Source organism: Agreia sp. Leaf210 (assembly GCF_001421485.1).
Taxonomy (GTDB): domain Bacteria; phylum Actinomycetota; class Actinomycetes; order Actinomycetales; family Microbacteriaceae; genus Agreia.
Genome location: NZ_LMKK01000003.1, coordinates 691,711 through 708,366, shown reverse-complemented (window position 1 = coordinate 708,366; position 16,656 = coordinate 691,711). Strand labels below are relative to the sequence as shown.

The 16,656-nt window shown below is 66.4% G+C and carries 15 protein-coding genes and 1 tRNA gene; 5 read left to right on the top strand and 11 right to left on the bottom strand.

What is annotated here, in order from left to right; genetic code table 11:
• Positions 1-4: 4 nt before the first annotated feature.
• From ASE64_RS13770 to ASE64_RS13750, 5 genes are read right to left on the bottom strand one after another with little or no spacing between them, the layout of a single operon-like run.
• The gene (locus tag ASE64_RS13770; RefSeq protein ID WP_055781529.1) at positions 5-1,024 is read right to left on the bottom strand and encodes a helix-turn-helix transcriptional regulator; all 1,020 of its coding nucleotides are present in this window, start codon (positions 1,022-1,024) and stop codon (positions 5-7) included.
• Positions 1,021-2,061, bottom strand: coding sequence for a helix-turn-helix transcriptional regulator (locus tag ASE64_RS13765; protein WP_235480622.1), 1,041 nt, complete (start codon positions 2,059-2,061; stop codon positions 1,021-1,023). Before ASE64_RS13765 ends, ASE64_RS13770 begins: the two co-directional genes overlap by 4 nt.
• Positions 2,062-2,111: 50 nt before the next feature.
• The gene (locus tag ASE64_RS13760; protein WP_055781526.1) at positions 2,112-3,062 is read right to left on the bottom strand and encodes an FKBP-type peptidyl-prolyl cis-trans isomerase; all 951 of its coding nucleotides are present in this window, start codon (positions 3,060-3,062) and stop codon (positions 2,112-2,114) included.
• Between the two features lie 42 nt (positions 3,063-3,104).
• A complete protein-coding gene (locus tag ASE64_RS13755) occupies positions 3,105-4,118 on the bottom strand; it encodes a tRNA (adenine-N1)-methyltransferase (RefSeq protein ID WP_442853839.1) in 1,014 nt (337 codons plus the stop codon).
• A 2-nt stretch (positions 4,119-4,120) separates the two neighbouring features.
• The gene (locus tag ASE64_RS13750; RefSeq protein WP_442853841.1) at positions 4,121-4,822 is read right to left on the bottom strand and encodes an HAD family hydrolase; all 702 of its coding nucleotides are present in this window, start codon (positions 4,820-4,822) and stop codon (positions 4,121-4,123) included.
• A gap of 98 nt (positions 4,823-4,920) precedes the next feature.
• On the opposite strand from ASE64_RS13750, the gene ASE64_RS13745 reads away from it, so the two are divergent.
• A complete protein-coding gene (locus ASE64_RS13745; RefSeq protein ID WP_055781521.1) occupies positions 4,921-5,841 on the top strand; it encodes a proteasome assembly chaperone family protein in 921 nt (306 codons plus the stop codon).
• Positions 5,842-5,848: 7 nt separating this feature from the next.
• Here the strand turns inward: ASE64_RS13745 and mshC are convergent, their stop codons facing one another.
• Genes mshC through ASE64_RS13730 form a run of 3 tightly spaced genes read right to left on the bottom strand, consistent with a single transcriptional unit; the run spans position 5,849 to position 9,371 of the window.
• Positions 5,849-7,108: a cysteine--1-D-myo-inosityl 2-amino-2-deoxy-alpha-D-glucopyranoside ligase gene (gene mshC / locus ASE64_RS13740; protein WP_055781518.1), complete on the bottom strand. Its 1,260-nt coding sequence runs from the start codon at positions 7,106-7,108 to the stop codon at positions 5,849-5,851.
• Positions 7,109-7,135: 27 nt separating this feature from the next.
• The gene (locus ASE64_RS13735) at positions 7,136-7,990 is read right to left on the bottom strand and encodes an undecaprenyl-diphosphate phosphatase (protein WP_055781516.1); all 855 of its coding nucleotides are present in this window, start codon (positions 7,988-7,990) and stop codon (positions 7,136-7,138) included.
• Positions 7,991-8,045: 55 nt separating this feature from the next.
• A complete protein-coding gene (locus tag ASE64_RS13730; RefSeq protein ID WP_055781513.1) occupies positions 8,046-9,371 on the bottom strand; it encodes a M20/M25/M40 family metallo-hydrolase in 1,326 nt (441 codons plus the stop codon).
• A 107-nt stretch (positions 9,372-9,478) separates the two neighbouring features.
• Between ASE64_RS13730 and ASE64_RS13725 the strand changes: the two genes are divergently transcribed.
• The 3 genes from ASE64_RS13725 (at position 9,479) to ASE64_RS13715 (ending at position 11,647) form a co-directional block, all read left to right on the top strand.
• A tRNA-Leu gene (locus ASE64_RS13725) sits at positions 9,479-9,563 on the top strand.
• A gap of 287 nt (positions 9,564-9,850) precedes the next feature.
• The gene (locus ASE64_RS13720; protein ID WP_044443312.1) at positions 9,851-10,054 is read left to right on the top strand and encodes a cold-shock protein; all 204 of its coding nucleotides are present in this window, start codon (positions 9,851-9,853) and stop codon (positions 10,052-10,054) included.
• 360 nt (positions 10,055-10,414) lie between these two features.
• Positions 10,415-11,647 (top strand): C40 family peptidase, encoded by a 1,233-nt coding sequence (locus tag ASE64_RS13715; protein ID WP_156351891.1) that lies wholly within the window; start codon positions 10,415-10,417, stop codon positions 11,645-11,647.
• A 32-nt stretch (positions 11,648-11,679) separates the two neighbouring features.
• Here ASE64_RS13715 and ASE64_RS13710 read toward each other — a convergent pair whose 3' ends face one another.
• A complete protein-coding gene (locus tag ASE64_RS13710; RefSeq protein ID WP_055782076.1) occupies positions 11,680-13,473 on the bottom strand; it encodes a DEAD/DEAH box helicase in 1,794 nt (597 codons plus the stop codon).
• A 179-nt stretch (positions 13,474-13,652) separates the two neighbouring features.
• Between ASE64_RS13710 and ASE64_RS13705 the strand changes: the two genes are divergently transcribed.
• Positions 13,653-14,468 (top strand): SGNH/GDSL hydrolase family protein, encoded by an 816-nt coding sequence (locus tag ASE64_RS13705; RefSeq protein ID WP_055781508.1) that lies wholly within the window; start codon positions 13,653-13,655, stop codon positions 14,466-14,468.
• Here the strand turns inward: ASE64_RS13705 and ASE64_RS13700 are convergent.
• Together ASE64_RS13700 and ASE64_RS13695 are read right to left on the bottom strand one after the other, a co-directional pair.
• Complete coding sequence (locus ASE64_RS13700) at positions 14,465-15,706, bottom strand: D-alanyl-D-alanine carboxypeptidase family protein (RefSeq protein WP_055781506.1); 1,242 nt, start codon at positions 15,704-15,706, stop codon at positions 14,465-14,467. The genes ASE64_RS13705 and ASE64_RS13700 overlap by 4 nt on opposite strands.
• Before the next feature lie 47 nt (positions 15,707-15,753).
• Positions 15,754-16,554, bottom strand: a complete 801-nt coding sequence (locus tag ASE64_RS13695; RefSeq protein WP_055781503.1) for a TrmH family RNA methyltransferase — start codon at positions 16,552-16,554, stop codon at positions 15,754-15,756.
• Positions 16,555-16,656: the final 102 nt, after the last annotated feature.

Genomic DNA, 16,656 nt, shown 5'->3' with positions numbered 1-16,656 from the left:
CAGCCTACGCGGTCGTGATCGGTGTCTCGGGGCCCGCCGGCTCCGCATAAGACGCCAGTGCATCCTGTGCCCAACGGCGGGCGGCCTGTCGAGCCTCCGGAGGATCGACGACTCTGGCCACACCGGCCAGGCCTGCGACGAGGCGCGTGAGGCCGTGGAAGTGCGCGACGCGCACCGATGCTCGGCTCATGTCCCCGTGCCGGGTCACTCGTGTGCCCTCGGGAACGAACTCGCCGAGCAGTCCCAGCGCCTCGGGCCTGAACTCGAGGACGACACTCGTGTGCTCCCCCGACGTGTCGAAGAGCGAGTCCGAGAGGGGGATGTCGGCGGGCCGGTGCTCGATGGCCAGGTCGGTGACGTTCAGCGCGTCGATGCGGTCGAGTCTGAATGTCCGCACCGAGAGGCGCGAGTGACACCACGCCCGTAGATACCAGTCGTCGTTGTCGGAATCGAGACGCAGCGGATCGACGCGCCGGTGCTCCCTCTGTCCGCGGGAATCCCGGTACTCGAACTCCAACTGGACGCCGCGGGCCAGGGCGTCACCGAAACGCGCGAACGTCTCGTTCGTCGTGGCCGGGGAGACGATCACCTGACTGGGCGTCTCAGACGCGCCTCTCGCCAGTTTGGCGGCGAGGCTCGAATACGCGGCCGAGCCCACGTTCTCGGGCAGCGACTGCAGGTACTGCAGTCCGGCGATCAGGGCCGATGCCTCCCGGGCGGAGAAACGGGGTGAGTCGTCGATGGCGACGAGCTGGGTGATGATGATCTCGTTGTCGTCGAATGCGTCCCAGTCGATGTCGAACAGGTCGCCGTGCTGATAGTTGCTGTCGCTTCCGGGCACTCCCGACACCGCGATCAGGAGGACCGCTTCTCGGATCGTCTCGTCCGAGACTCCGAAGTGTCTGGCGGCGTCGTGAACGCTGACCTGGGTCTGCTGGATCAGATAGGGAACGAGCGAGAGAAGGAAGGTCAGCTTGTCTTGGGCGTGGTGAAACCCGCCGGGAGTCGTCTGATCGGCGCTCATACGGCATCCTCGGTATCTGTATGGCTCTCGATGATGGCCGTGAGCCGATCGCGGACGGCAGCGACGAGAACCGGAGGCGAGATCACGACGACCTCGGGTCCGAAGGCCGCGAGATCGTCGGCGAGAAGCGCGAGGTCTGTGTAGTGCAGCGCGATGGTTCCATCGGCGTGCCGGATGCTGCCCAGCCGCTTTCCGAGGCGCGATTCGGCGTCGGTTCCGGCACGGACGGACACGTGCGCGACCTGAGTGCGCCAGATCTCGTCGAGTTCGGCCAGCGCATCGTCGCCGGCCGTCGGGGATGCCGGACGCGGCGCGGGCGTGCGCGTGACGGCCACGGGCCCGACGATTCTCGACAGCAGGAACGTGCGCGGAGCATCGGCCTGCTGATCGGTCGCCTGGAGGTACCAGCGGCCCTGGTGCTGCACGACGGCCGTCGGGGCGACGATTCTCTCTCTGGCGTTCTGCTCCCCCGGTTTGAGATAGCTGAAACGCACGAGCACGGCCTTGTCGAGGGCGTCGGTGAGCGGAGCGAAGGCGGCGTCTCTGGTGCGGATGCGCGGGGCATAGCCGATGAGCTGCTTGCTCCCCTCGGTTCCCAGCGAGCGCAGTTTGAGAAGAGCTCGTCGGGATTCGCCCGACAGAGACCCCTCTCGCCAGACCATGGCGGCGAGGTTCAGAAGAGTCGTCTCCTCCGGCGTGAACGTGATGTCGGAGGGGAGGTCGTAGTCGCCCTTGGCGATGCGGTAGCGCAGAGCCTGGTTGTTGCCGGGATCTGTGGGCGACTCGAGCGTTTCGAGGGGTACGCCCAGTTCGCGAATGTCGTCTTTGTCGCGTTCGAACTGACGCTCGAGGCTTGAATTGTCTCCGCCCGGAACGAACTTCTGCCTGTACCCCTGCACGGCACCCAGGATCTCGGCCTTGGTGAGGCCGATCTCTGTGGATACCAGGGCCAGGACGAGGCTGAAGAGTCGCTCTTCGACAGCGACGGCGGGAACCGAGGAGTCGATCGAGGAGGCGGTTCGCGACTGGTCTGGCACGGAGACTATTTTAGTGCGACGCGAGGGAGCGGTGACCTGAGCCGCTCTCGTCAGGGTGCCGGGTTGGCGCCGAGGATGTCGACGACGTAGACGAGCGTGGATCCCGGGGGGACGCCCTGGGTGCCCGTGTCGCCGAAGCCGTCTGCGGGAGGCACGACCACGAGGACCTGCGAGCCGATGGTCTGGCCGACGAGCGCCTTGACGAGCCCGGGTACGACTCCGCCCTTATTCGTCGTGCCGTCGGCCGCGAGCACCTGCGTCGCAGCACCCTTGTCCCAGGTCGACTCGAAGACTGATTTGTCGCTCCACACGACCCCGAGGGACTGGATGACGAGCACGTCGCCCTCGGCCACCTTCGCGCCGGACCCCTTCTTGAGGGTGGTGTACCGCAGATCGCTCGGCACCGTGCCCGAGGGGATGGTGACGCCGGGGCGGCCATCGGGTGCCGTCACGACGCTGGGGAACCCTGCCTGCGCGGGCTCCGCCGACCCGGTGGCCGCGCCGGGGTAGACCGACGTGATGTCGAAGACATAGGCGTCCGAGGTCGCGGCGGCCGGAGCCGCCGAGGGATCGACCGTCGTCTGTGCCGAGGGGATGACGGCCGCGATGCGGTCGCCTGCACGCGCGCAATCGAGCGCGTCGATGAATCCCGCGGGCGTTGCCGTCTTGTCGAGCGTGATCATGAAGGGCGACTGCTGAGAATTCGACGAGTCGGTGCCGCTGGCGATGACCGCTTTGCCCCAGACCACATCGCCGACCTGAGCAGCAGGGCCGGACCCGGCCGTGAGGATCGAGCGCTCGGTGCTCTTCGTCTTCAGCGGAGTGGCGAAATCGAGCGTCGCCTCCCCCGGATCACCTGAGGCCGTGACGGTCTCGGACGCCGCTCCGGGTTGAGCGAGGGGCGTGCAGCCGCCGTCGGCGAGACCCGATCCCGGCGACGCGCACGCCGACAGGGTGGCGAGAAGACCCGCAGACAGAATGAGCGCGATCGACTTGCGCACGGATCCTCTTTTCAGTGGTGGTTGAGCGGACAACAGCTTAGTTTATTCCGCGTCGGCGTCTTGGCTGGGCGACGGCTGTGCGGCGTCGCCGTCTGTGCGGGCCGTCGCCGTCGCCGTCGCCATGCGCACACGCTTGCGGAGACTCTTGGGGCTGATGCCGCGTTCGCCGAGCGCGCCCGGGGTCCACGTCTCCACATCGTCATCGGAGTATTCGCTCTTGGAGGCGCGACGCTTCAGTTCGGGCAACTGGGCTCCCGGAGCCAGGCGTCGTGCGGTGACGAGGAAACCCGTGTGTCCGATCATGCGGTGATCCGGTCTGACGGCGAGGCCCTCGACGTGCCACGACCTGATCATCGTCTCCGAAGGCTGCGGGTCGGTGAACGATCCGGTGCTGCGGATCGTCTCGACGACGCGGGAGAGCTGAGTGACCGTGGCCACGTAGCAGAGTACGACTCCCCCGGGCTTCAGAGCGTCGGTCACAGCCGGGATGCACTCCCAGGGCGCGAGCATGTCGAGGACGACGCGGTCCACCGAGTGCTGCTCGTGCTGTTCGGGCAGCGCCTCGCTCAGGTCGCCCAGGGTGATGCTCCAGTTGTCGGGAGTGGAACCGGAGAACGCCGTCACGTTGGCCATGGCCACGTCGGCGAACTCCTCGCGGCGTTCGAACGACGACAACCGCCCCTCCGGACCGATCGCTCGCAGGAGCCACAGAGACAATGCGCCGCTGCCGACGCCGGCCTCCACCACGGTCGCCCCGGGGAAGATGTCGGCCTGGCCGAGGATCTGCGCTGCATCCTTGGGGTAGATGATCGCGGCCCCGCGCGGCATAGACATAACGAAGTCGGTGAGCAGGGGGCGCAGCACGAGATACTCCACGCCCACGGTGTTGGCCACGACGGAGCCGTCGGGCTGCCCGATGATGGCGTCGTGGTCGATGGCTCCGCGGTGGGTGTGGAACTCGGCCCCCGTCGCCAGGGTGATGGAGTTCAGCTTGCCCTTGGGGCCGGTGAGCTGCACGCGTTCGCCGACGCGGAACGGTCCGGAGAATGAATTCACGGTTATGGGTGTCGACTTCCGGTTGTGGGGTGGATGGCGCCAGAGCGCCTGTGGGCTGCCAGCGCCGCACTCACGTCGTCGACGGTGCGGCCCTCGAGTGTCGGCCACAGCACACTGGCCGGGCTGTTCTCCAGAGAGAGCATGTGGGGAACGCCGACGGTGACCGCGCCCGAAGCGGCAGCGCTCGCGACCCCGGGAACGGAGTCCTCGAAGGCAACGCACTCGTCGATGGGGACTCCCAGGAGGCGTGCCGCCTCGAGGTAGGCCTCCGGGTGGGGCTTGCTGTTCTCGACGCTGTCGCCGGAGACGACGACGTCGAAGGCGTCGAAAGGAATGAACGACCTGACGTGCTCGGCCATCACACCGAAAGACATGGTGACCAGGGCGCAGGGAACGGCCGCCTCTCGCAGTGCGGAGAGCAGTTCACGGGCGCCCGGCCGCCACGGCACGCTGATGCTGATGAGCGCCATCACCTCGCGAGTCAGATGGTCGATGATCGCGTCGGCGGCCATGTCGACTCCGTGCTCCTGAAGGAGACGGGCGGTGCGGTCCAAACCTGATCCGACCAGGGTCATCGCGTCTTCGTGGGTCCAGACGCCGCCGAACGTCGCGACGAGCTTCTCCTGCGACTGCATCCAATAGGGCTCGGTATCGACGATCGTTCCGTCCATGTCCCAGAGGACGGCGGCGGGCAGGGGTGTCATCACGTGGATCGAGTCTACGGGGCCCGGGGGCTCGGTCTGGATCGACGGCCTATCCTTGTCAGAACGATCACGAGACGACGAAAAGGGTTCTCCACACGGTGACACAGGGCAATGAATTCCTCAGAGGGCGACTTCTCGTCGTCGCATTCGAGGGCTGGAACGATGCGGGCGAAGCTGCGACGGGAGCGGTTCAGCTGCTGCGTGAGCAGCTCGACGTGGTCACGATCGCCGGTGTCGACGCAGAGGAGTACTTCGATTTCCAGTTCAACAGGCCGGTGGTGTCTCAAGACGATGAGGGCAATCGAGCCCTGATCTGGCCGAGCGCGACCATCTACGGTCCGGCGAAAACAGAGGTCGACAACATTCCTCTGGCAGCTGACGCCGAGCTCCGCGTGGGCTCGGACAACACGGGCAATGTGTTTCTCCTCGTGGGCGCGGAGCCCTCGCGCAATTGGAAGAAATTCACGGTCGAGGTGCTCGATGCTGCCATGACAGCCGGAGTCTCGGGCATCGTGCTGCTCGGGGCCATGCTGGCCGATGTGCCGCACACGCGTCCGATCTCGGTCACGGCCACGAGCGAGAACGCGTCGGTGCGCAGCCAGCTCTCGATCGAGAGATCGACATACGAGGGGCCCGTCGGCATCCTGAGCGTCATCGCCGATGCGGCCGAGGCCCTGGGAATCGCGACGGTCTCGATCTGGGCATCCGTTCCCCACTACGTTCACAACGCGCCGTCTCCCAAGGCGACGCTGGCGCTCATCGACAAACTCGAGGAGCTCGTCGACGTCGTGATCCCCCGCGGCGACCTGGTCGACGAGGCCTCCGCGTGGGAGTCGGGAATCGATGCGCTCGCCGGAGAGGACGACGAGATGGCCTCGTACATCCAGCAGCTCGAACAGGCGCGCGATACCGTCGACTCGCCCGAGGCGAGTGGCGAGGCGATCGCTCAGGAGTTCGAGAAGTACCTTCGTAAAAGAGGCGACGGTCGCCCAGACGAGCCGTGGCGCCCCGGCGCCTGACCGGCGACTAGAGCTGCACTCCCAGGAGTGCGTCCACCGTGCGGGCGACGAGACCGCTCGTCGGGTGCGAGCCCGCCACCCACTCGTCGATCGCCATGAGGGCGGCCGGGGTGTCGAGGTCTGACGACAGTACGGCGCGGAGGCGTGCGAGAAGCGCTTCTTCATCGTCGAGGGCCTCGGACGCCTGCGGCCGGCCCACCGCCTCGCGCCAGCGATCGAGGCGCGCGACCGCCTCCGCGAGGCCGGCGTCGGTCCACTCCCAGTCGTCGCGGTAGTGGTGGGCGAGAACGGCGAGCCGCACCGCCGACGGGTCGACACCGGATGCGCGGAGCCGGGAGACCAGGACGAGATTGCCGAGCGACTTGCTCATCTTCTCGCCCTGATAGGCGACCATGCCCGCGTGGGCGTACACGTCGGCGAATCGCTCGCCGGTGAGAGCCGTGGCGTGAGCCGCCGAGAACTCGTGGTGCGGGAAGACGAGGTCGCTTCCGCCGCCCTGCATGCAGAAGTGCGGGCCGAGTGCATCGAGCGCGATGACGGAGCATTCGATATGCCATCCGGGGCGCCCCTCGCCGACCGGGCTGGGCCACGAGGGCTCCCCCTCGCGCGCCGCTCGCCACAGCAGGGGGTCGAGTCGATTGCGCTTGCCTGCGCGATCAGGGTCTCCCCCGCGCTCGGCGAAGAACGCAGCCATCGTGACGGCGTCGAGGCGGCTTTCGAGTCCGAGGTGCCAGTCTGTGCGTTCGGTGGCCGCATCGATATCGAAGTAGATGTCCTGGCCGCCGGCGACGCGCGCGTCTGGTGTGTCGACCGGGTAGCCGAAGCCGGCGTCGACGAGCCGGCGCACGGCATCCGAGATCGGGTCGACGACCTCGGTCACCGCGACGTAGTCGCGAGGAGGGAGGACCCGGAGCGCCGCCATGTCCGTGCGGAAGAGCTCTACCTGGCTCGCGGCGAGGGCGCGCCAGTCGACGCCGGTCGCGTTCGCCCGCTCGAGCAGCGGGTCGTCGACATCCGTGATGTTCTGCACGTAGTCGACCTCGAGGCCCGCGTCGATCCACAGGCGCTGGATGCCGTCGAAGGCCAGGTAGGTCGACGCATGACCCAGGTGGGTGGCGTCATACGGTGTGATGCCGCAGACGTACAGGCCGATTCGGCCGTCGACGCCTCGGGTCTCGACCAGGGCACCCGTCGAATCGTCGAAGACCCGGGGAACGGGACCTCGTCCGGGAAGTGAGGGGACGAGGGGCCGGGTCCAGGAATGCACTGCAAAAGACTACCGTCGCTCGACGGGTCAGGCCTGCATGGCTCCTGTGCCGAGCAGAACGAGGAGAACGAGTCCCAGACCGATCCGGTACACGACGAAGGGCAGGAAGCTCCGCTTCGAGATGTAGCTCATGAAGAAGGCGATGACGACGAGTCCCACGACGAAGGCGATGACCGTGGCGACGAGCGTCTCGAGAGGACCGAAGACTTCCGGGGTGCAGCTGGCCGTTGCGACCGTGCAGGTCTCCTTCACGGACTTGAACACCTGATAGAGCCCGCTGCCGAAGACGGCGGGGATGGCGAGCAAGAAGGAGTAGCGCGCAGCGGCGGCGCGTTCGTACCCCATGAAGAGTCCGGCCGTGATGGTGCCGCCCGAGCGTGAGACGCCGGGAATGAGAGCGAGTGCCTGGGCGAAGCCGAACACGGTCGCGTGGGGAACAGTGAGGTCGTCGAGGCGTCTCTTCTTCGCCCCGACATAGTCGGCGACGCCAAGCAGGATCCCGAAGACGATGAGCGTGCCCGCCACGATCCAGAGCGAGCGCAGCGTGCTCTCGATCGCGTCTTGGAAGATCAGGCCGAGCACGACGATCGGCACGCTGCCGAGGATGATGAACCAGCCGAGTTTGGCGTCGGGGTCGGATCGGGGAACGCGGCCCGTGAGCGAGAAGAACCACCGGGTTGCGATGCGGGAGATGTCGCGCCAGAAGTAGATGACCACCGCGGTCTCGGTGCCCAGTTGGGTGATCGCGGTGAACGCTGCACCCGGGTCGTCTCCCGTGCCCAGGAGGCGGCCGACGATCAGTAGATGTGCACTCGACGAGATCGGCAGGAACTCCGTGAGTCCTTGCACGAGGCCGAGGATGATGGCGTTGAGAAAGTCCACGGACTCCCCTTCGGAATGTGGCGGCGGAATCGGTCGGGAGACCGTGGGAGCCTGGTCAGTAGCGCAGCAGGAGGTCTGTCAGAACCTTCCTGCCAAACACTAATGCGTCGAGCGGGACCCTCTCGTCTACACCGTGGAAGAGGGCGGGGAAGTCGAGCTCCGCCGGCAGTTGCAGAGGGGCGAATCCATATCCCTTGATGCCGATCGTGCTGAGAGCCTTGTTGTCGGTTCCTGCCGAGAGCAGATAGGGAAGCACTTCGGCCGCCGGATCGAACCGGTGGAGGCTGGAGATCATCTGGTCGACGAGGGGGCCGGAGAAGTCGGTCTCGAGTCCGATGTCCTGATGCGAGATCTCCACGTCGACACCGGGACCGGCCAGCTCGCGGAGTCGCGCAATGACATCGTCTTCCTGGCCGGGAAGCACCCGGATGTCGAGCAGCGCCTCGGCACGGTCGGGGATCACATTGTGCTTGTATCCGGCCGTCAAGCCTGTGGGGTTGGCCGTGTTGCGCAGTGAGGCGGAGATGAATCGCGATGCCGTTCCGGTCGCGATGGCGAGTTCGTCGGGCGTGGTCCGAAGGGGATCTTTGCCCAGGATCGCGGCGACGCGCCCCAGGAGTTCCGTCGTCGTCTTGGTGAGGTGCACGGGCCACTCCTGGCTGCCGATCCTCGCGACGGCGGCGGCGAGCCTGGTGATCGCATTGTCCGAGTTGATCTGTGATCCGTGACCGGCCGTTCCCCGTGCAACGAGTTTCGCCCAGATCAGGGCCTTCTCTCCTGTCTGAACCAGGTAGGCCCGCGTTCCGTCTAGGTCGATCGAGTAGCCTCCGACCTCGCTGATCGCCTCGGTCGCGCCCTCGAAGAGGTCGGGGCGATTCTTCACGAGGTAATGAGAGCCGAGGACTCCCCCGGCCTCCTCGTCGGCGAAGAAGGCCACCACCAGGTCTCGTGCGGGCCTGCGGCCCGACGACAGGATGTCGTCGAGGGAGGTCAGGATCATGGCGTCCATGTTCTTCATGTCGACCGCTCCGCGACCCCACAGCATGCCGTCCGCGATGACGCCGCCGAATGGATCGACCGACCAGTCGTCGGCGATCGCCGGCACCACGTCGGTGTGTCCGTGCACGACGAGGGCCCCGCGACTCGAGTCCTCACCCTCCACGCGGGCCACCACGCTCGTACGACCTGGCTCGGAATCGATGAGTTCGGCGGTCAAGCCGAGCCTCTCCAGGTGTGCCGCAACGTATTCCGCCGCGTCCGTCTCGCCGTTGGAGCGGCCTTCTCCGAAGTTCGACGTGTCGAAGCGGATGAGGTCACGGGCGATCGAGGCCGTGGCGTCGAGACCGGCCTCAGGGGTGGGGTTCTCGGGCATCGAAGTCATGCTTTCACGGTACCGCAGGGCCTCGACGGACTCGTGGCGTCGAGGGGGTTTCAAACCGTGCTATCGTCTTACCTTGGTTGCACCGGGAACGGAAAGCAGCTCATCCAGTCCGGATGGCGGAAATGGCAGACGCGCTAGCTTGAGGTGCTAGTGCCCGTATAGGGCGTGGGGGTTCAAGTCCCCCTTCGGACACAGAAATAAGAATCACCCCCGACATCTCGCATAACGCGAGATCTCGGGGGTTTTTTCTGTCTATCGGGTCTGTTTCGCACGAGCGTGACCAAGGCGTGATGATTTTGGTCGCGCGGCGAGGCCAAGAGCATAGTAGGCTGTTCACAGAAGTTGATGTGCCTCGCACGTCCGGGGTGCCTCCGGTGCCCTGCCCGACACTGTTCGGGCCCAATCCTGGGAGACGACGAACACCCCGACGAGTGGCCCCGACAATCGGGACCGAATTATCACTCCAGGAGGAGTTTGCAATGGCTACAGGCACAGTGAAATGGTTCAACGCTGAAAAGGGATTCGGCTTCATCGCCCCCGAAGACGGCAGCCCCGACGTGTTCGCGCACTACTCGGCTATCGCCTCCAGCGGATACCGCTCGCTCGACGAGAACCAGAAGGTCGAATTCGACGTCGCACAGGGCCCCAAGGGTCCCCAGGCTGAGAACATCCGCCCCCTCTAAGTCTTTCCTTATGAGGTCGAGGTGACGTGAAAGCGTCGACCGAGACCACGTGAAGCGAAGCTTGTCAACGAAGGCCCTCCACCCATCCGGGTGGGGGGCCTTCGTCGCGTGTTCGACGTAAAAATGCGACACGCCGAAGTTGCTCCGAGAAATCGGTCGCGGCTCGTGTATGGAGTCGCATCCAATTCGTTGCTAGTGTGAGCGATGTTGTTGTTGTGACGAATGTGACTCACGACGCCATTGCGGCCATTCTGCGAATTCGGGGAAACCATGCTCGTCACCACCACCGCGTCTCTCGGTCGGTCTTCTGCTCGTCGTTCTCACTGGCGTGGTGTTCTTGCTGCGACTGCGATGGTCGGCATGCTGGCAGTCGGTGCGATCTCCTCGTCGCCGGTCTCCGCCGACAACTATCCGTCGTGGAACGACGTGGTCGCCGCCCGATCGTCCGAGGCAGCCAAAGAGGCGGAGATCTCCCGCATCACGGGCCTCATCGACGGTCTGCAGACTCAGGTAGGCCAGGCCCAGGCCGCAGCGGAGGCTCGCTGGCAAGAGAACCAGACGGCTCAGACCGCGTACAACACGGCCTCAGTCAAGGCCGATCAGCTGGAGTCGAAGGCCGCTGCGGCGAAGACCAAGGCGGCCGAGTCCCACACGCAGGCAGCGATCCTCGCCGCACAGTTCGCCCGCTCGGGCGGCAACGACCTCTCGTCTCGTCTCTTCGTCGAAGGCGACAAGGCAAACGACCTGCTCTACCAACTCGGAGCGATGTCGAAGCTCAGCGAGTCGACCACCGGCATCTATCAGCAGGCCCAGATCGACCAGAACACAGCGGACTCGCTCGGCGAACAGGCCGACGTGGCGCGCAACGCTTTGGGTGCACTCGCATCGACAGCCCAGAGCGCACTCGACGAAGCCGTCACTACTCAGCAGACGGTCGGTGCCGCACTGATCGAGCAGCAGAGTCACGAAGCCGAACTCTCCGTGCAGCTCCAGGCCCTGACCACGAATCTCGACCTCACCGAAGACCAGTACAAGGCGGGCGTGCAGGCTGCGGCGCAGGCCAAGCAGGCAGCCGATGAGGCTGCGCGAGCCGCTGCGGACGCGGAAGCAGCGGCGCCGGCCCCCGCACCTTCCTCGGGCGGTAGCGACGGATCCGCAGGAGGTTCCGCGGGCGGACCCTCAGAGGGATCTTCAGGCGGCGGTGAGCCGAGCGCTCCCGCTCCATCCGCTCCCGTCGTCAACCCTCCGCAGAGCTACAACGGTGACGCTGTCGTGGCCTACGCGGAGCAGTTCGTCGGCGTCGTTCCCTACGGCTGGGGTGCAGACCCCAGCGACAGCTTCGGATGCGACGGGTTGACCCAGTACGTCTACAAGCAGTTCGGCATCGATCTGCCGCGATACGTTCCCACTCAGGCGGCACAGGGCGTGCGCATCTCCTCATCCGACGCCCGGGCGGGCGACGCGGTCGTGTGGAGCGGCCACATCGGCATCTACGACGGCCAGGGTGGAGTCATCCACTCCCCCGACTGGGGTCGTTACGTGACTCACGCGCACTCGCTCTGGGGCAGCTACTACTTCGTCCGCTTCCTCTAAGAGATGGCGAGGATGCCGACCCGAGGGCAGGGTCAGGAGTGGTGGGCGCCCATCCACTTGCGCACCGTGGCGATGCGCGACTGCAGCTGTGTAACGCTCGCCTGAGGAACGGCCGGACCGCCACAGACTCGACGCAGCTCGGCGTGCACCAGGCCGTGAGGCTGGTCTGAGGTCTTGGCCCAGATGCCGACGAGGCTGTTCAGAAGCTTGCGTTGCTCCGCCAGCGTGCGATAGAGAGGCGCGGCGGGTTCGTCTTCGGCCGGCCCGGGAGGCGAGTTCTTGCGACGGTCGGCGGCGTGACGCTGCTGCCTGGCCTGCCGGTGCTGAAGGAGTTCGCGCACCTGATCGGGCTCGAGCAGCCCTGGGATGCCGATGAAGTCGAGCTCCTCGTCGCTGTCGACCGGAGCCTCTGCGCCGAACTCGCTGCCCTCGAACATCACCCGGTCGAACGTCGCGTGCGAGCCGAGGGCCTGGAAGGCGAAGTCGTTCTGCAACGCATCGGAGGCTTTGTCTTGCACGTTGGCCTCGGCGACCATGGCGTCTTCGGGGTTCCACATGTCGCCCTCGGGGTCGCCCGAGTCGCGTCGATCAAGAGCGTGGTCTCGCTCGAGTTCCATCGTTCCGGCCAAGGCCATGAGGCCGGGGACGTTCGGGAGGAAGATGGAGGCGGTCTCACCACGGCGTCGGGCTCGGACGAATCGGCCGATGGCCTGGGCGAAGAACAGCGGCGTCGACGCGCTCGTGGCGTAGACGCCCACGGCGAGCCGAGGAATGTCGACGCCCTCGGACACCATCCGCACGGCGACCATCCACCGTCTCGACGACTTCGAGTACTCCTCGATGCGGCCCGAGGCCTCTTTCTCGTCGGAGAGAACGACGGTGACCGGCTCGCCCGAGATGTTCTCGAGAATGGCGGCATACGCGCGGGCCGTGAACTGATCGGTCGCGATCACCAGGCCGCCGGCATCCGGGATGCCCTGACGCACCTCGGCGAGCCGACGGTTGGCGGCGGCGAGCACAGAGGGGATCCAGTCGCCGGCCGGGTCGAGGGCTGTGCGCCACGCCTGCGAAGTGATGTCTTTGGTGTTGCCCTCGCCGAGGCGCGCCTCCATCTCGTCGCCCACCTTGCTGCGCCACCGCATGTGGCCGGCGTAGACCATGAAGAGCACGGGGCGCACGACCCCGTCTTGCAGGGCGCGACCATAGCCGTAGTTGTAGTCGGTCTGCGAGAGCCTGATGCCGTGCTCGTCTTGCAGGTAGCTGACGAACGGGATGGGCGAGGTATCGGAACGGAACGGTGTGCCCGTGAGAGACAACCGTCGGGTTGCAGGAGCGAAGGCCTCACGGATCGCCTCGCCCCAGCTCAGCGCGTCTCCGCCGTGATGAACCTCGTCGAGGATGATGAGACTGCGCGCCGACTCGGTGAGTTCGCGGTGCAGTGCTGGTCTGGCTGCGACCTGAGCGTAGGTGACGGCGACGCCGTGGAAATGACTTCCGTAGCGGCGATCGCTGTTCTTGAAGCCCGGGGTGAGCCGGATGTGAACGCGGTCGGCGGCGTCTGCCCACTGCTTCTTGAGGTGCTCTGTCGGGGCCACGACGGTGACCCGGTCGATGATGCCCCTGTGCAGGAGTTCGCTGGCGAGGCGAAGAGCGAAGGTCGTCTTGCCTGCGCCCGGGGTGGCCGCCGCGAGGAAGTCACGGGGTTGATGGGTGAAGTAGGCCTCGAGAGCCTCGGACTGCCACGCGCGGAGCTTGGATGCTGTGCCCCAGGCCGCCCGCTCGGGAAAGGACGGGGAGAGATGTTCCGCGGCGCCGCCGCCCACCACGGGCGTGCCGTCGGTGCCCGCGGAATCGACCCGGAGCTCGGGCAGGGGAAGAGGTTCGGGCAGGCTGTTCACGTGCATCCACACTACCCGCAGCTGACGACACCAGGAACGAATCGAGATGCCTCGGCGACGAAGCGAGAGGAGTACATTGACGAGTGGATTTCTTCGAAGGAGTGCATATGACCGAGCGGCATCCATGGCGTCGATACGTGGCGATCGGAGACTCGTTCACCGAGGGGATCGGTGACCCGGAGCCAGCGAGCCCTGGTGGGTACCGGGGCTGGGCGGACCGTGTGGCCGAGGTCTTGGGTGCCGAGGCCGGAGACGACTTCGCCTACGCGAACCTGGCCATCCGAGGGCGGCTGATGCAGGGAATCCTCGACGAACAGGTCGAACCGGCTCTGGCCCTGCAGCCCGACCTCATCACGATCTCGGCGGGCGGCAATGACATCATCCGCCCCGGAACGGACCCCGATGACATCGCGCGCCGGATGGACGCGGGGATCGAGCGACTGCGGCGCGACAACGCCACCGTCGTGATCTTCACGGGAACGGATGTGGCCTTCTCCCCCGTGTTCCGAGGCATCCGGGGCAAGGTCGCCATCTACAACGAGAATCTTCGTACGATCGCCGCGCGTCACGACTGCATCGTCGCAGACCAGTGGGGCCTGTCGAGCATTCAGGACTCGCGCATGTGGAGTCCGGACCGGCTCCACCTGAACGCTCTCGGTCATCACGAGGTCGCGCGTCTGGTGCTGCAGGCGCTCAATGTCGAGAACGAGCTGCAGTCGGGCGCTCCCGAGCCCCTTCCCCTGGCGACCTGGCGCCAGGCGCGCACGGAAGACCTCGTCTGGGCGCGCACGCACTTGGTGCCGTGGGTCATCCGGCGTGTGACGCATCGCTCGAGCGGAGACGGGATCTCGCCGAAGCGGCCCGACGCGGTGCCCATGGGCCTGCCGGCGCCGAAGTCCGACAGCTCCGACTCCGTCGGCTAGCCGAAGACGAGCTCGGGGTGGCCGATCCGCCACCAGAAGCCGGGATCCTGCAGCGTTCCGTCGACACTGAGCGCGACCTGCTCCGTGACGTCGTCCACCGTGTAGCGGATCGTGCCCACGTTCACCCCGGTTTGCGCCGTCACGACGTCTGCGGCGCTGGCGTCGACGTCGACCGGGTCGTCCGACCAGACGATGGCATCGCTGTCGGATGTCGTGATGATCGGCGCCGTCTCTCCCCACTCCGTCGTATAGCTGCCGACCTCGGTGTTCGCCTTGATGAGCGGCAGCGTGGTGAAGCCCGCCTTCGTGCTGGCGAGGAGAGCCTGGACGGCATCCCGGGCGGCCTGAGAGCTCTCGGCCCCGAGGATCACCCCCACCACGGACTTCGTCTCGTCGCCGACCGCGAACTCGGCGGAGAACAACAGACACGACCCGGCCTCGTCCGTCGTTCCTGTCTTGATGCCGTCGATGCCATCGATACCGAGGAGTTTGTTGCTGTTGTCGATCTCCCCGATGACGGGCACCTGATCGATGGCTGTCGACACGATCTTCGCGAGCACGGGGTCGGCGAGAGCGAGCGAGGCGATCGTCATCAGGTCCTTCGTCGAGCTGCGGCTGCTCGGATCGAGGCCTGACGCATCCACGATGGTGGTGTCTGCGAGTCCGTGTGCGGCCGTGAACCAGCGAGCCGCATCGAGGTAGCCGGCGAGCGAACCGAACGCCCAGTTGGTGACCGTCTCGGCGTAGTTGTTCGCCGACTTCAGCAGCATGATCTCGAGTACCTGGCGCTCGCTAAGGGTCTGGCCCTCGTTGACGAGTTCGTAGGAGCCGTCGACCGCGCGCGTCTGTTCGAGGAGCTGCACGTCGGCCGCGGTCATGGTGATCCCCGGCCCGTCGTCACCCTCGGTGAGAGGATGGGCCTCGAGCACCACCAGCGCCGTGACGACTTTGGTGACGCTCGCGATGGGAACGGGCCCTGTCTGACCGCTCTCGCCCAGGAACTCGCCGGAACCCTCCTCCGCGATGGCTCCCGACCCGATCCCCGGGAGGGCGAGCCGAGCGGGCTCGGCGGCTGGTGGCGTGGGCACGGTCAACTCGAGCTGAGCCGTCGGCAACGGCGCGGCCAATGCGGCGGGCACGTACAGACCGAGGGCGACCGCCACGACGACGAAGATGCCGCCGGCCGAGAAGGCGACGATCCGACGTCGGCGGCGAACGGGGGCAGACGTCGGGGGCATCCGCCAATCCTAGGAGATGCGCAGGAGGAAGGCCGTGCGGGCTGTGCTCACCGGAGCGTGTAGAGCGCCACGGCGCTCGCTGCCGCCACGTTGAGGGAGTCGACGCCATGACTCATCGGAATCGTCACCACCGTGTCGGCCGCGCCCAGCGCCTGCCTCGACAGTCCGTCTCCTTCGGAGCCGAGCACCAGAGCGAGTTTCTGCGGCACCGTCGCGGCGAAGTCGTCGAGCGTGACCGCGTCATCGGACAGGGCCAGGGCCGCGATGTGGAAGCCGGCGTCGTGCAGCAGGGGCGTCGTCTCGGACCACTCCGGGAGGCGGGTCCACGGAACCTGGAGCACCGTGCCCATGCTGACTCTGACGCTGCGCCGGTACAGCGGATCGGCGCAGCGCGGTGAGATCAGCACGGCGTCGGCACCGATTCCGGCGACGGCTCGGAAGATCGCGCCCACATTCGTGTGGTCGGTGATGTCCTCGAGCACGACGATCCGTCGGGCACCCTCGATGACCTCGGCGACCGGTCGCAGCTCGGGCCGATGCATCGCCGCGAGTGCGCCTCTATGGAGGTTGTATCCCGTGAGGGATTCGAGCGTCGCCGCGTCGCCGACGAAGACCGTGACGTCATCCCAGTCCGCGAGCAGGGGCTCGATGTCGTCGAGCCACTGCTCCTGCAGGAGTACGGAGCGAGGCCGATGGCCTGCCGCGAGGGCCCGAGCGATGACCTTCGACGACTCGGCGATGTACAGGCCCCCGGCGGGCTCGCTGAGACGTCGCAGAACCACATCGGTCAGCCGCGCATAGTCGTCGAGTCCGGGGAGGTCGAGGCTGTCGATCCGCACTGTCTTCACGCTCGGGCACTCCTCGTTCTTCCGCGTGCCGCGTTGTCGCGATCGAGAAAGTCGTATCGGAAACAAAACCGCACTCGGGACTGTTTAGACTTCGAAGAGTAA

Coding starts and splice junctions, on each gene's coding strand:
- ASE64_RS13770 (WP_055781529.1), bottom strand. CDS start 1,024: ATGAGCGCCGATCAGACGACTCCCGGCGGGTTTCACCACGCCCAAGAC.
- ASE64_RS13750 (WP_442853841.1), bottom strand. CDS start 4,822: ATGACACCCCTGCCCGCCGCCGTCCTCTGGGACATGGACGGAACGATC.
- ASE64_RS13730 (WP_055781513.1), bottom strand. CDS start 9,371: ATGACTTCGATGCCCGAGAACCCCACCCCTGAGGCCGGTCTCGACGCC.
- ASE64_RS13720 (WP_044443312.1), top strand. CDS start 9,851: ATGGCTACAGGCACAGTGAAATGGTTCAACGCTGAAAAGGGATTCGGC.
- ASE64_RS13715 (WP_156351891.1), top strand. CDS start 10,415: ATGCTGGCAGTCGGTGCGATCTCCTCGTCGCCGGTCTCCGCCGACAAC.
- ASE64_RS13705 (WP_055781508.1), top strand. CDS start 13,653: ATGACCGAGCGGCATCCATGGCGTCGATACGTGGCGATCGGAGACTCG.
- ASE64_RS13700 (WP_055781506.1), bottom strand. CDS start 15,706: ATGCCCCCGACGTCTGCCCCCGTTCGCCGCCGACGTCGGATCGTCGCC.